Here is a 14367-nt window from a genome sequence, read left to right as displayed (position 1 = left end):
TACCTCCTTAAATAAAGTATAACATTCCTTCCTAATCAATGAAGATTTATCGACAGCTTGATTTATTACGAACGGAAATACTTTTTCTCCATATCAAAAAAGCAGATGCTATATACATCTGCCTTAGGAAATACTATTCTTCACTTAATAGGAATATGGATGCAAAGCGGATGAGCTCTGCTACTGCAACTAATGCTGCAGCGACATAGGTTAATGCTGCGGCGTTTAGTACCTTTTTTGTTTGTCTCTCTTCATTGTTGCGAATGATACCTGATGAAACTAATTGTGCCATTGCACGGTTCGATGCATCAAATTCCACAGGCAATGTTACTAATTGGAATAATACAGCAAACGCCATAAAAATAACTCCAATTAAGACTAAGTTCATTTGCCCAAGAAGGAAACCTGCTATGATAAAGATAAACGACATTTTATCTCCAAAGCCCGCAATTGGAACAAGACTGTGACGGAAACGTAAAAATGCATAGGATTCTGCATCTTGAATGGCATGTCCTACCTCATGTGCCGCAATAGCTGCAGCTGCTGCAGAATAGCCATGATAGTTATCACTGGACAAGCGAACTACCTTTTTCCTTGGATCATAATGATCGGAGAGTGTTCCTCTTGTCTCTTCAATTGAAACGTGATACAGGCCATTATCATCCAGTATTTTTCTAGCCACTTGTGCCCCTGTTACCATATTCGAATTCATTACCTTAGAATATTTCTTATACGTACTTTTCACCTTTGATTGGGCAATTAAAGGTACGGCAATGAGTATTACAAGATAAATCAAATACCCCATTTGTCATTCCTCCAAGCATTCTATATAGGTCAATTTTAGTCAAAAAATGAACATCTGTCAATTTGTACGCTTATTTTAAATAGTGTGTTTTTTATGTGGGTGCTTTCACATGGTGAAGCTATGAATTATTTTCCTTCTGCTTTATACCTTACCCAACCGACATAGGATAATGACAAGAAAATAAATCCACCTACTACTAACATCAACCAAAGTAGATAATTTTCTTGTTGCTGTTTTTGTAAGCTTTCTAAATCAATTAGCGACATTTGCTGAAATACTGATTCTAATGTGGAATCTTGCTTCCAAGTGCTGTTTTGATATAATTCATCAAAATCAGCTTCTAGCTCCTTGTATTCCCCTTCCGGAAGATACATCTTAAGTACTGGTGAGATTACCTCCCATTGATACATAACCGCCTTCACTTGGCTCTCTGTTACCTCATTAGAATGAAGTATTTCTTGGATGGAGATTTCTAATTCTTCCTTCCATTTGTGCCAAAGAGGTGCTTTTTTATTCACGATCGCGTCATATACAACGACTAATGTCTGAGCTTGTTTCATTTTTTCATAATCGGACACAGAGCTATTCGGAAGGTTTTGCATATTTAATTCCACCATATTTTCAAAGCTTTGACGGAAAGATGGAGCATTCTCCTGTACTTTATTCATTAAGTCTAACTTTTGTTGTTCAAGCTTTTTCCATGCTAAATCATAACGTTTTTCTTGTACCAGTCTTTCAAAATGGACTAATTGTTGTTTTTCAGGTTGTGCATTCACAAGTGATGTTATAAAAGTAGCAGTAATAAAGATAAGAATAAATACGCAAAATAAATATTTTCTGTCCACTCAAACCCCTTCTTCCATACATTCCTTATACTTAATGTATGAAGTGTCCAAGTTAGATATGTCAGTTACTCTATACTGTTTGGAATAATTAAAGGGATTTAGAATGAACTTTTTTCTCTTTCGAATAAATCGTCTTAAAATAGGCGAATAGGATACAAGCGATACTTAACCAGAAAGTAAAATAACCTATATGATCAGCGTATTCAGACAAGCTTCCATATGTAGGCATCATTCCATAAACGTAATCAATGATCTCATTATGTAACAAAAAAATGGACGCTATCGTTAAGTGACGTAATGAAAAAGTATATAATGGAGAGTAAATATAAGCTTGTAAAGCCATAGCTCCATGTGAGACCATCAACATATATCCAGTCCACGGTAATTGCCCATCCACCACTAAGGTAAACAGATTCATTACTACCGCCCATATCCCATATTTTAAAAGTGACACAAAGGCTAAGGCCTCAATCGTTCGTACAGTTTTCCCATTAAGATAAAACAATAAAAATAAGGTGAAAAATAAACTGGCAGTAGGACTATCTGGAACAAACGGGATAAAGATGGCAGGAGTTTCAGCAATTTGGGATTTATACCAGTAGTACCCATAAATAGTTCCGAGTAAATTGATGGTGAACAAGGCTATTAGAGAATAGCGATTAAAAAATAAGTATTTTAACAAAAGGATACCCCCTCATAAAACAAATAATTAGATTTGTTACGCATAGATATATGTGATAGCTATGGTGAGAATTCCAGTCTGTGATTCCAATCTCTATTCACAAAATTTTAATCACTTCAATAACAGAAAGGAAAAACCCTCGCCTACAAACAGACGAGGGTTAAGACTACTCTTGTTCTTCGTTTACAGATACGATAAATTCTGCTAATTGTTGTAATTCTTCATCAGAGCCCTGGAATTGGTTTGCTGGCATGCTACCAATACCATTCACTGCAATATCCTTGATCTCATCAACACTATAATCGATTCCAATAAGGGTTGGTGCAGCCGCTCCACCTTCTAATTCCCCTCCATGACACTGCATACAGCTTTTTTCAAAAACTGCATAGCCAGGGTCTGAAGTGTCAATTTCCACTTCACTAGGTAGTTCCGGTTTATTATTTTCAGCTTTTGCCTCCCAATCAACATGAGCAGCAGCTTCGTAAGTTAACCAAAATACAGCAACAAAACCTAAAATCATTAGTGATGTAGTAATTGGTCGTTTATGTGGTCGTCTCTCTTTTCCTTTATCTAAGAAAGGAGCTAAAAATAAACCACCAAATGCAAGACCAGGTATGATAAGTGCTCCTAATACAAAATATGGTCCGCTTGCAAACTCATATTTTAGTAATTGATATAGAAATAAGAAATACCAGTCTGGCAATGGTATGTAAGAAGCATCCGTTGGATCAGCAATCTTCTCCAGTGGTGCAGGATGGGCAACGGTTAAACATAAAAAGCCAACAAGAAATACCGCACCTACTAACCATTCTTTCAATAGAAAGTTAGGCCAAAATGCTTCTGTTCTACCAGGATATTCAGAATAATCTTTTGGAATAAATTTTTGCTTTTCAGCAGGAATTCGAGAATCCCCGACAAACTTCATTCCCTTTCCTCTCTTCACTGAAATCCCTCCTTTACAACGTTAATTTTATAGCGGACCAGAAATCCCTTGTTTACGAATCATAATGAAGTGAACAGCCATTAAAACAAACAATGCGGCAGGTAAGAAAAAGACATGGATCGCAAAGAATCTGGCTAATGTCTGTGCACCTACGATAGAAGGATCTCCATTTAACAATGTTTTAGCAAATTCACCGATCAGTGGAACTTGTTCTGCAATTTGTAAAGTTACTACTGTAGCAAAATATGCTTTGTTATCCCACGGCAATAGGTATCCGGTTAATCCAAGTGCAAGCATAACAAAGAAAATAAGCACACCTACCATCCAGTTAAGCTCACGTGGTTTTTTGTAAGCACCTTGGAAAAATACACGTAAAGTATGTAAAAATAGCATGACTATAACAACACTGGCACCCCAATGATGCATCCCTCTTACAATCTGTCCATGAGCTACCTCTGTTTGTAGATAATAAACAGAACGCCAAGCATTTTCAATATCAGGAACATAGTACATCGTTAAAAACATACCTGATAGAATTTGGATAACCGTTACAAAAAAAGTTAATCCACCAAAGCAATAAACAAAAGCAGAAAAATGGTGTGCAGGGTTGACATGCTCTGGCACTTCATGATCTGCAATATCACGCCAAAGTGGTGTAATATCTACACGCTCATCAATCCAATCATAAACCTTTTGTAGCATTCATTAAACCTCCTGTCTTGGTACGGGTTGTCCAAGAAATAAAGTGCCATCTCTCACTTCAAATTCATATAAATCTAAAGGAGCATTTGGTGGTGTATTTGGAACGTTTTCTCCACTTTTATAATAACGCCCACCATGACAAGGACAATAAAATTCGTCTGGTTCATTTGTAGCCCAGTTCACCTGACAACCTAAGTGCTTACATACAGGTGATAATGGAATTATTTCATCTTTTTCATTTTTGTAAACCCATGCACTATGGGTTACATCGGACGTATACCAAGCATCAACTTGTTCCACTGTCCAATCAAATCTTTGTGGTTCCTTTGTAATTTCAGAAACTTCAACAACAGCATGCATTTCACTAGCACTTGATGCTTTTAAAACGGGATCAATTGCAAAACGAACCATTGGTGCGAGCATGCTTGCGGCCATAAATCCCCCAACACCTGTTAATGTATAATTTAAAAATTGGCGACGGGACACTTGTTGTTTTTTCTCCGACATCATTTACCCCCCTCTACACATATTCCGACTTCATGGATTATAATCTCTTATTATACTAGGACATTACTATGATAGCGCAAACTTTTAAGATGGTCAATAAAATCTCCTTTTAATTTCATTCTAGTCCCAATACGATTGAATCAATTCACTAATTTGGCTTATTTGTTCCTGTATCCATTTCTTTGTTAACTCTGTTGGCTGTGCTTCAATCGACGTCCCAGGAAGCCAAATTAACTGACCATCAAGATCTTTTTCTTGCTTTCTCCAATTCACATCAAAGGTTAATAAAAAGACATGCTTAAAATCTGCTTGAAAATCATGAATCCATTGATTCATTCTTTTGATTTCCATTTCCATATTTTTATCTTTCTTATATGTATACAATGGACTTAACATCATCCTACCAACATAATTTCTTTCTAATTCAGTTGATAACAATTGTAAGGATTGATATTGATTGGACAGCTTCACAGCTTCTTCTTCCTTCTCGTAAGAAATTGGAGCTAACGGAATACAGACAGTATCTACATATTCCTTTGATTTATAATAGACCTTTAAATCATCCTTGTCCCATTTCATGAAGATTTCCTCCCCCCCACTAGATCGCCATATATATTCTTTTAATATACTTCTATTCATATCTATTACCTTATAACCATTCAATTAGTGAAGGAAAAGCTAGTAACGATCTTTTAAAATGCAAGAAAAAAACGAATTCCATCTACTTTCTCAAAATGAAATTCGATCAATAAGAGAATCTGTGTATAAACAGTTCCTATTCATTAATCATTATACCTATAATCTGACAAATTATCCAGCTTTTTTAAAATTTCTGTATAATTTAAAAACATTTCTTCATTTTTTTGATCTAGTGCTTCATTAATTTTTTGTTCGATTTTGGCTTTTCTAAATTTATATAGAGAATAATCAAGCCACAGATCCATCTCCTTTTTGTCATGACTTGATAAAAAATAGTCATCAGGAATAAAAGGATTATCCTCCAAAACATTCATGTATTGGACACTTTGTTGCGCACCTTTAAAATTTAATTGAATGTAAATTGGTTCGTCATTGTGTAATCGAATATCATGAAAGGACTTATCTGCATCGGTTGTGACAATATGCTTTTTATAAAAGCGGAATGCGATTTCTTTCGAACAATGTGTTGAAATAATCATTGCCCTTGGGCAAAATCTGGCTTCTAAAACAAAATGAACCTGTTCTAGAACTTGTGAGTGGTTTAATAAATAATTTAAAATCCACACACTTTCTCTCTTTTTTAGTTGGTAATGGCCAAGAAACCATTGAATAAATGTTTTTTTATCTTCTACACTTACTGATGTTTCCAATTTGCTATTCCCCTCCGTTTTTATGAGAGAGTATCATTTTGATTCATTAGCCGTTCTATATATTGCTGAATTTCAAAATCAGCAGGTTCCCATTTCATATATTGCTTGAAAATACTAATTGCTTCTGAAATCCTCCCCTCTTCTACTAAGAAATAGCCATAATCTCTTAAGAAATCAGTATCACTGTTCATTTTAGTGTATGCTTTTTGGTAAGTAAATAATGCCTCTTTATATTGTTCTTCTTCATTATATGATTTGGCTAATTCCCATTGAAAAACACCATCTAAATGATCGATATCTACGATTGTTGTCAGCACGTTGATTAGCTTTTGGTAATTTTCTTCTTTTTTAAATGCCTCTAACAAAAATAATAGTGCCTCTTGATATTCTGGATCAATTTTTAAGGCCTCTTCCATATATTGATAGGACTCTTCTCTATTTCCCAACTTATTCGCTATTTTTCCAGCGATAAACCAAATTTCCTTATTGTATGGATCAATTTCTAATCCCTTTGACACAATATTATATGCTTCTTCTAATAATCCTTCCTCTTCATATGCCTCTGATAAATATGGGTATACTGAAGGATATTCACTATCCAAATCTAATAGCCTCTCCCATGCCTGAATCGCTATCTCAAATCGTTCTGCTTGAAAGGCAAGAAAACCATATCGAAAGAGTTGATCAGGGTCCTCTATTTCTAATGCTTGAAAATGACGTAATGCCTCCTCAAATTGTCCATTTAAGGCAAAAGATTCCGCAAGTCTTGCCTGAAGATTAACGCCACCCATTTCTTCTGTTGTCTTGGAAATTTTTTCATAATATATGATAGCTTTGTGATAGGATCCAATTGAAAATAATAATTCCGCAAGTGCTAAATCAATAATTGGCTCATCTGGCGCCCTTCTCTTTGCTTCTAACAATTTGGATTCAGCTACTTCAAATAGTCCTTGGGTCTGATATAGATCTGCTAATAAAACTAAAGCCTGTAAGAATGACTCACTTTGTTCGTCTATTTCATTTAATAACATTATTGCCTTTTCATCATTATTATCATTAATAAATATTTCGGCCAACATTAATTTTGCCTCATTATTGTAAGGCTCTATCTGAATAACTTCTTCTAATAAGTGAGCTGCTTCCTCCTGCATTCCCAACTCACTATAGATCTCCGCTATATCTAATTTGCCGTCTGTATCTGAATTCTCAGCCTCTTGTTGCAATAGCTTGAATGCTTCATTCATTTCGCCATTATGAATGAGTTCTATTGCTTGGTTTAATGGATTCACATGCTTCAACCTTTCTTTTTTAACAGGCTCTACTTATGTTCATATTAGCGGAAAAAATGTTTGGAAGCAACTAAACGAAATTTTGTGATGGATGAAAAAAACTAAAATTACATAAGAAAAAAGCCAACAACAATGCTTGGCTTTTGGATAGTATCCTAGTAAGAGTACATGATCATACAGAAAGTTTTTGAGGTGGTCCTTATATCCTTTTTCTAATGGGATAACTTGTCTAAATCCTCAAAAAAGCCAGGATAAGAAACAGCTATACATTTATCATCAATGAGTTCAACTTCTTCCTCTATAAGTAAGGAAGCAATAGCTATCATCATACCTATGCGATGATCACCATATGAATTTGTCACTCCACCATGAAGCTTCGTCCCACCGGTTATAATCATCCCGTCTTCAGTTGCTTCAATCTCTGCCCCTAATGCTTTAAGTGTGCTCACAACAGACTCGATTCGATCTGTTTCTTTAAAACGTAATTCCTTTGCGTCCTTAATAACCGTCTTACCTTCCGCTTGGGTAGCAAGTAAGGCAATAATTGGTATCTCATCAATGATTCGTGGGATAATGTCACCTTCGATGACTGCGGCTTTTGGTTTAGATGATTTTACGACAATATCACCTATAGGCTCTCCCCCTACGATTCGATCTTCTTTGACCGTAATATCTACATCCATTAATTGGAGTACATCGATAATTCCTGTTCGTGTTTGATTTAGCCCTACATTTGTGATCTTCACTTCACTACCAGCTGTAACTGCGGCTGCAACTAAGAAAAATGCTGCAGAAGAGATATCTCCAGGCACCTCTATATCACAAGCTGTTAAGGGTTTATTCCCTTCAACCGTTACTTCTGTACCATTAACATTAAGCTTTGCACCAAATGCTTTTAACATATTTTCTGTATGATCACGGGTCTTCGTGTCCTCTGTTACCACTGTTGTTCCATCTGTCAGTAAGCCTGCTAAAAGTACACCTGATTTAACCTGTGCACTTTTCATCGGTGTATGATAATGGATGGGATTTAAATTACCACCACGAATCGAGATGGGCAAAAGTCTACCATTTTCCCTACCGTCAATTTTTGCACCCATCTGTTTTAAAGGGTTTGTAATGCGATCCATTGGTCTTTTAGATAAAGAAGCATCCCCGTATAAGGTGAAGTGATAAGGTAAACCTGCTAAGATTCCCATTAATAATCTTGCTGTTGTTCCAGAATTACCAAGATTTATTGGTTCTGCTGGTTCCTTTAATCCTTTGATTCCTTGTGATTGGATTTGTACGGAATCATTGTTTCTTACTATATCGACGCCCATTGCCTGAAATGCAGCAATGGTAGATAAGCAATCCTCTCCCGCCAAAAAATTAGTAATACGTGTTTCCCCTTTTGCGAGTGATCCAAACATGACGGCACGATGGGAAATAGATTTGTCTCCAGGAACAGAAATATTCCCTTTTAGACTTCTATCTTTAAATGATAAAACTTTTTTAGACAACATCGATCTCTCCTATTCCTCTATCATTGTTTCATAGTTATTTTTACTCAAGATTGCTTGACTTATTTGCTGATCATTCTTATTTTGGAAACTTAATCGTAGAACTCCTGTTATTCCTTCACGAATTTCTAGAATTTCAATATTATTAATACTAATATCATGCTCTGCTAATAAATGGACAACCTTCAAAAGTGCACCTGGCTGATCAAATATATCTACATATAAGTCATAATATGATAAGATTGCACCTTTTTTCTTACTATCTAATCCGTCTCGATAGTCCTTAGCCTGTTCTAGATATGTTTGAATTTGTGTTTTTTCACCAGAATCAATTAAATCCTTGAGCTTCTTCATTTCTTCTATCCAATCTGCTAGAAGACGACTCATCTTATCACGATTCTGAAAAAAGATATCCTTCCACATACTTGGATTACTGGAGGCAATTCTTGTGATATCACGAAATCCTCCTGCTGCTAGCTTCGGAATATATGGATGGATTTTTTGCCACTCTCTTGCCTGATGAACAAGAGAGGAAGCAACTAAGTGTGGAAAATGGGAGATAACACTAGTCATTTCATCATGCTCTTTTGCATCAAGGATCAAAAATTTGGCCTTCGTAGGTGTTAAGAGAGCCTTCAATTTTTCCATATCCTCAGCAGTACTCTTTTTTGTTGGAGTTAACACATAAATCGCATTTTCAAACAAATGAGCTTTTGCTGATTGGATGCCCCTTTTATGAGACCCAGCCATTGGATGACCACCAATAAAGGTTACCTTATCTGAAGTAATCTTTTCTGCAGTATTCATAATTAAGGATTTTACTGAACCAACATCTGAAAGAAGCAACTCTTTCTCTAAAGTCAATTCGTTTAATTGATGAATTAAGTCAACCGTTTTGGAAACAGGTGTAGCAAAAATACAAATATCTGCTTCTAATACCGCCTTATCGAATTGATAATAGATATCATCGACAATACCATTCATTTTGCTATATTCTAGGGCATGTCGATCTGCATCATAACCGATCAACCTTATTCCCTTTATCTCTTTTATACTTAAAGCAAGCGAGCCTCCGATAAGACCGAGGCCCGCTATTAAAACCGTTTGTTTCACGATTTATTCTCCTTTTTAAACATTTGCTAAAAATTCTTTGATTCGTTGCTGTAATACTTCCATGTTCTCTTTAGAGCCTATAGTGATTCGAACTCCATTTGGATGCCCTAGTGCCTCGCCAGAACGGACAATAAAGCCTTTGGTTAATAAGAATTCAAATAATTGGTCTCCACTAGTTGGTAGTTTGACAAATAAAAAATTTGCCTCTGAATCATAATAATCTAATCCAACTTCATTACAAAACTCCATGAATGCGACTTTATTTTCAATATTTCGTTTATATGTTTCTTCAAGAAAGTCCTCATCTTCTAATGCCATTAAAGCTGATAATTGGGAGATGCTTGTCGTATTAAAGGGACCTCGGGTTATGTTAAGAATCGTCGTAATTTCCTCTGATGCAATACTATAACCTACCCGCAGGTTTGCTAGACCATATGCCTTTGAAAAAGTTCGTAATACAACTAAGTTAGCGTATTTTTGAACCAATGAAATACTATCTGGTTTTTTTGATCTTTCAATATATTCATAATACGCCTCGTCAAGAACAACGATAATATTGGATGGACAATTATCTAAAAAGTTAATTAGCTCATCCTTTGGAATTAAGGATCCTGTTGGATTATTAGGCGAACACAGCCAGATAACTTTTGTTTGTTGATTGATTGCATCAAGCATTGCTGGAAGATCATGATAACCATTGATTAATGGTACTTCAATAATCTCCGCTCCTTGTATTAAAGCATTATGCTTATACTGAGGAAACGTAGGCGTAGCCATAATGGTATTTGTCCCTTTTTCCAGATAAGAACGACAGATAATATCAACAATCTCATCTGATCCACAACCAAACGTTAACTGCTCCTCGTTAATTTCTAACTTAGATGCCAATCCATCACGTAATTGCTTTGCATATCCGTCTGGATAAATTTCTAAGTGATCTAGCATTTGAGGAATGGCTTTTTTTACTTTTGATGAGTAGCCGAATGGATTTTCGTTCGAAGCTAATTTTACAATTTGGTTTAAGCCATATTCTTTTTTTACATCTTCAATCTGTTTTCCAGGAGTGTATGGAGACATACTTTGAAAAACTTGTTTCGCCTGAATACGCATTTCATCATTTTCGCGATTTCTCATTGTACTAATCCTTTCCTAATAAATCTGGTCTTAATTTAATTGCCTCATTTAGATAGATGTGCTCTACTTCTTCTTGATTCAATGAAGTGTTTACTGTCATCATAACACGAATACACTGTGCAAGACTCCCTGGAACATTTATTTCAGGCATACACATAACTGGTACATACTTCCAACCATCTATTAAACGAAGCGCCTTTGCTGGAAAGGTAGCATTTAAATCAGGAGTTACAGATATAAGTACTGACGCGATGTCCTCTGGTTTAACCTGATTTACTTCTACCATTTTTTCAACCATTTTCTTTGTTTCTTTAATTATTTCTTCTGCCTGATTAGCTTGAACAGTAGTGGCCCCTCGTATCCCTCTGATCAATGTTAACCCAACTCTCTGATAAAAATTTCAAGATGTTTCTTAAGCACTTGGTCTTCCAAATTTACAATCTTTGGTTGCCCAATTTTTTCTAAAAGCACCATTTGCACTATCGCATTCTCTGATTTCTTGTCAAGTTTCATGCGATCTATTACGTGTTCGATGTTTAAAGACGAAATCGTTAATGGATAATTATTTTCCTTCAACCATTGAAGTAGACTATCATAAGGTAACTCTACTTGGAATATTTGTTCACTTACACGTATAGCAAATAACATACCAATGGCAACAGCTTCTCCGTGTGTAATGTTACCGTAACCTAATTCAGCCTCGATCGCATGTCCAAGAGTATGCCCAAAATTCAGAAATTTCCGAATATCATTTTCCTTCTCATCTTGTTCTACAATCCTTGCTTTTACTGCAATTCCTTTTTGTAATTGATCGACTAAATCGTATGGGTCCAATGTGTTACGTAAATTAGTCTTCATGATTTGATCTAAGAACGCTTTTCGACTAATAAATCCATGCTTAACAATTTCTGCATAACCAGATCGAATTTCTTTAGCAGGCAAGCTAGTTAATGTCTTGACATCATAAATAACTGCCACAGGTGGATAAAAATTTCCGATTAGGTTTTTTCCTTTCGGATGATTAATAGCTACCTTACCACCGACACTACTATCATGTGCTAAGATTGTTGTTGGAACTTGAATGAAATCAATACCACGCATATAGGTTGCAGCAACGAACCCAGCAAGATCGCCAATCATTCCACCACCAAGTGCAATGATTAATGATTTCCGATCAAGATGATGATCGACTGCTTCTGTTAAAAGCTGATAATAATAATCGATACTTTTCGATGCTTCACCAGCTGGGACAGTGGCTATACCGATATTATCACAGTGTGACTTTAGTCCTGTTTGAATCGTTTCGGCATATAATGACCTTACCGCGCTATCTGTAATGATTAATATATTTGTGTATCGTTTAGGAAAATATTCAGCAATATTTGTTAATAACCCTTCACCGATTATCACATCATATTTATTCGTACTTGTTTGAATCGTTTGTTTATGCATTTAGAAACACCTAATTTCCTCACGATATTGATCAATCGCTTCTTTAAGTTTTGGAAATTGATCATTGGGAAACTGTTCTAAAATTGCTTTGGCTATTTCAAAGGCAACTACATGCTCCATTACCACAGCAGCTGCAGGCACCGCACAAGAATCTGAACGTTCGATACTTGCACTAAATGGTTCTTTTGATTCGATATCTATACTTTGTAATGGTTTGTAAAGGGTAGGAATTGGTTTCATAACACCTTTTACTACAATAGGCATTCCTGTTGTCATGCCACCTTCAAAACCACCTAATCGATTCGTTTTTCGGTAATATCCTTGTTCTTTTGTCCATGCGATCTCGTCATGCACTTCACTACCATTTTTTCGCGCTGCTTCAAATCCAATACCAAACTCTACTCCTTTAAATGCATTGATACTTTGAACGGCTCCTGCAATACGCCCATCAAGCTTGCGGTCATAGTGAACATAGGAACCAATACCAGCAGGCATTCCTTCCACGTAAACTTCACAAACACCGCCTATGGAATCTCCGTCTTTTTTCGCTTGGTCAATGGCATCCATCATTTTTTTACCAGCAGCATCGTCTAAAGAGCGTACAGGAGATGCCTCTGATATATTGATTCTTTCTTGAATACTTAAATTAGGTTTTTCCTCTGCTTTTATTGCTGCAATTTCTTTTACATATCCGATAATATGGATGTCTAAATGCTTTAGCAATGTCTTGGCAACAGCACCTGCTGCAACACGAGCAGTGGTTTCTCTTGCGGAGGAACGCTCTAAAATATTTCGCATGTCCCGATGACCATATTTTAACGCACCATTTAAGTCGGCATGACCAGGTCTTGGTCTTGTTACAACTCTCCGGATATTTTGTTCTTCTGGTACCGGATCTTCTCCCATTACATCAACCCAGTGCTTGAAATCATCGTTATGTACAACAAGCGCAATGGGTGATCCTAGCGTATATCCATGTCTAACTCCACCGACGATATCCACTAAATCTTTTTCTATTTGCATCCTTTTTCCTCGACCATGCCCTTTTTGACGACGTAATAAGGATTCATTAATATCTTCTTTTGTGATTGGCATTTGAGCTGGTAAGCCTTCAACTATCGTGGTTTGCTGCTTACCATGTGATTCACCTGCAGTTAAGTAGCGCATAAAAAGTCCCCCCAGTAGATTCATTTTGTATTACTATATCATATTTTTTTTATTTGTAAGTAAATGAATTTCACAAAGTATGAAAATAAACTACTTTCTTGTATAAAAAAAAGTATCCATGACACGCAGATCAAATTTTTCCGGACGAAAAATTTGTTCCGTGCTACCGACAAAAAACACACCATCATCTGCTAAGGACTTACTAAAATGATGATAAATAGAATTTTTTGCTTCCTCTGTGAAATAAATGAGCACATTTCGACATACTATTAAATCCATATTAGTTGGATATTTGTCTGCTAGTAAATTATGTTTTTTATAGGTAATACATTGCTTAATATATTCCTTTACTTTGTAAGTATTTCCTTGCTGTATAAAGTGCCTTTTCTTCATTTCTTCTGGCACATCCTGTACAGCACGCTCATTATAGATACCTTGCTTCGCCCTAGCAATTACATTATCATCAATATCTGTTGCTAAAATATCCACTTCGGTGGTTTGCCAGAATTTGCTTGCAATTATTGCTAATGTATATGGTTCTTCTCCTGTAGAACATGCTGCACTCCAAATTTTTATTTTGTCTTTCTTTGCTTTTAACTTCGGTAAGATTTCCTTTTCTAAAACGCTCCATCTACTAGGATTTCGATAAAATTCTGATACATTAATAGTCACTTTATCCAAGAATTCTTGTAATAATGTCTGGTCTTTATTAATGGCATCAAAATAGTGATCGAACGTTCGGAATCCCCGTTTATTCCTTAGTGAAGTTAATCTTCTCTTCATTTGTGCTTCTTTATACAAGCTTAGATCAAGGCCCGTTTTACTATGAACCTTTTGAATGAACGCTTGGTATTCTTCCATTTCTCTTCTCCCTTAG

General features: G+C 35.9%; 16 protein-coding genes. All 16 read right to left on the bottom strand.

The window, feature by feature from the left end; translation table 11 throughout:
* Positions 1-133 precede the first annotated feature (133 nt).
* The 16 genes from DLJ74_RS09500 to DLJ74_RS09425 all read right to left on the bottom strand — a co-directional run bounded on the left by DLJ74_RS09500 (position 134) and on the right by DLJ74_RS09425 (position 14351).
* On the bottom strand, positions 134-805 hold the full coding sequence (locus tag DLJ74_RS09500; protein ID WP_109984269.1) for a zinc metallopeptidase: 672 nt from the start codon (positions 803-805) through the stop codon (positions 134-136).
* A gap of 125 nt (positions 806-930) precedes the next feature.
* The gene (locus tag DLJ74_RS09495; RefSeq protein WP_054859371.1) at positions 931-1650 is read right to left on the bottom strand and encodes a sporulation protein YpjB; all 720 of its coding nucleotides are present in this window, start codon (positions 1648-1650) and stop codon (positions 931-933) included.
* An 88-nt stretch (positions 1651-1738) separates the two neighbouring features.
* Entirely contained in the window at positions 1739-2332 is a 594-nt protein-coding gene (lhaT, locus tag DLJ74_RS09490) for a lipoprotein heptaprenylglyceryl N-acetyltransferase LhaT (RefSeq protein ID WP_425454575.1), read from the bottom strand.
* A gap of 166 nt (positions 2333-2498) precedes the next feature.
* Entirely contained in the window at positions 2499-3275 is a 777-nt protein-coding gene (locus DLJ74_RS09485; protein WP_054859370.1) for a menaquinol-cytochrome c reductase cytochrome b/c subunit, read from the bottom strand.
* 27 nt (positions 3276-3302) lie between these two features.
* Complete coding sequence (gene qcrB, locus DLJ74_RS09480; RefSeq protein ID WP_109984267.1) at positions 3303-3977, bottom strand: menaquinol-cytochrome c reductase cytochrome b subunit; 675 nt, start codon at positions 3975-3977, stop codon at positions 3303-3305.
* 3 nt (positions 3978-3980) lie between these two features.
* A complete protein-coding gene (locus tag DLJ74_RS09475; protein ID WP_054859369.1) occupies positions 3981-4484 on the bottom strand; it encodes a QcrA and Rieske domain-containing protein in 504 nt (167 codons plus the stop codon).
* A 120-nt stretch (positions 4485-4604) separates the two neighbouring features.
* Positions 4605-5063 carry a DUF2487 family protein gene (locus DLJ74_RS09470; RefSeq protein WP_109984266.1) on the bottom strand — a complete coding sequence of 153 codons (459 nt, stop codon included), beginning with the start codon at positions 5061-5063 and terminating at the stop codon, positions 4605-4607.
* Positions 5064-5266: 203 nt separating this feature from the next.
* On the bottom strand, positions 5267-5833 hold the full coding sequence (locus DLJ74_RS09465; protein ID WP_054859368.1) for a ReoY family proteolytic degradation factor: 567 nt from the start codon (positions 5831-5833) through the stop codon (positions 5267-5269).
* A 20-nt stretch (positions 5834-5853) separates the two neighbouring features.
* Positions 5854-7122, bottom strand: coding sequence for a tetratricopeptide repeat protein (locus DLJ74_RS09460; protein WP_109984265.1), 1269 nt, complete (start codon positions 7120-7122; stop codon positions 5854-5856).
* 212 nt (positions 7123-7334) lie between these two features.
* Positions 7335-8627: a 3-phosphoshikimate 1-carboxyvinyltransferase gene (gene aroA, locus DLJ74_RS09455; protein WP_109984264.1), complete on the bottom strand. Its 1293-nt coding sequence runs from the start codon at positions 8625-8627 to the stop codon at positions 7335-7337.
* Positions 8628-8636: 9 nt separating this feature from the next.
* On the bottom strand, positions 8637-9737 hold the full coding sequence (locus tag DLJ74_RS09450; protein ID WP_181397488.1) for a prephenate dehydrogenase: 1101 nt from the start codon (positions 9735-9737) through the stop codon (positions 8637-8639).
* 15 nt (positions 9738-9752) lie between these two features.
* Positions 9753-10841 carry a histidinol-phosphate transaminase gene (gene hisC / locus DLJ74_RS09445; protein WP_109984606.1) on the bottom strand — a complete coding sequence of 363 codons (1089 nt, stop codon included), beginning with the start codon at positions 10839-10841 and terminating at the stop codon, positions 9753-9755.
* 34 nt (positions 10842-10875) lie between these two features.
* The gene (gene aroH, locus DLJ74_RS09440) at positions 10876-11244 is read right to left on the bottom strand and encodes a chorismate mutase (protein WP_109984262.1); all 369 of its coding nucleotides are present in this window, start codon (positions 11242-11244) and stop codon (positions 10876-10878) included.
* 2 nt (positions 11245-11246) lie between these two features.
* On the bottom strand, positions 11247-12323 hold the full coding sequence (gene aroB / locus DLJ74_RS09435; RefSeq protein WP_109984261.1) for a 3-dehydroquinate synthase: 1077 nt from the start codon (positions 12321-12323) through the stop codon (positions 11247-11249).
* Positions 12324-13490 carry a chorismate synthase gene (gene aroC / locus DLJ74_RS09430; protein WP_109984260.1) on the bottom strand — a complete coding sequence of 389 codons (1167 nt, stop codon included), beginning with the start codon at positions 13488-13490 and terminating at the stop codon, positions 12324-12326.
* A 90-nt stretch (positions 13491-13580) separates the two neighbouring features.
* Positions 13581-14351 carry a CheR family methyltransferase gene (locus DLJ74_RS09425; RefSeq protein ID WP_109984259.1) on the bottom strand — a complete coding sequence of 257 codons (771 nt, stop codon included), beginning with the start codon at positions 14349-14351 and terminating at the stop codon, positions 13581-13583.
* Between the last annotated feature and the right edge of the window lie 16 nt (positions 14352-14367).

This window comes from Gracilibacillus dipsosauri, from assembly GCF_003176895.1.
GTDB classification, from domain to species: domain Bacteria; phylum Bacillota; class Bacilli; order Bacillales; family Amphibacillaceae; genus Gracilibacillus; species Gracilibacillus dipsosauri.
Note: the sequence above shows the minus strand (reverse complement) of the source record. Positions and strands in the feature narration are given on the sequence as shown.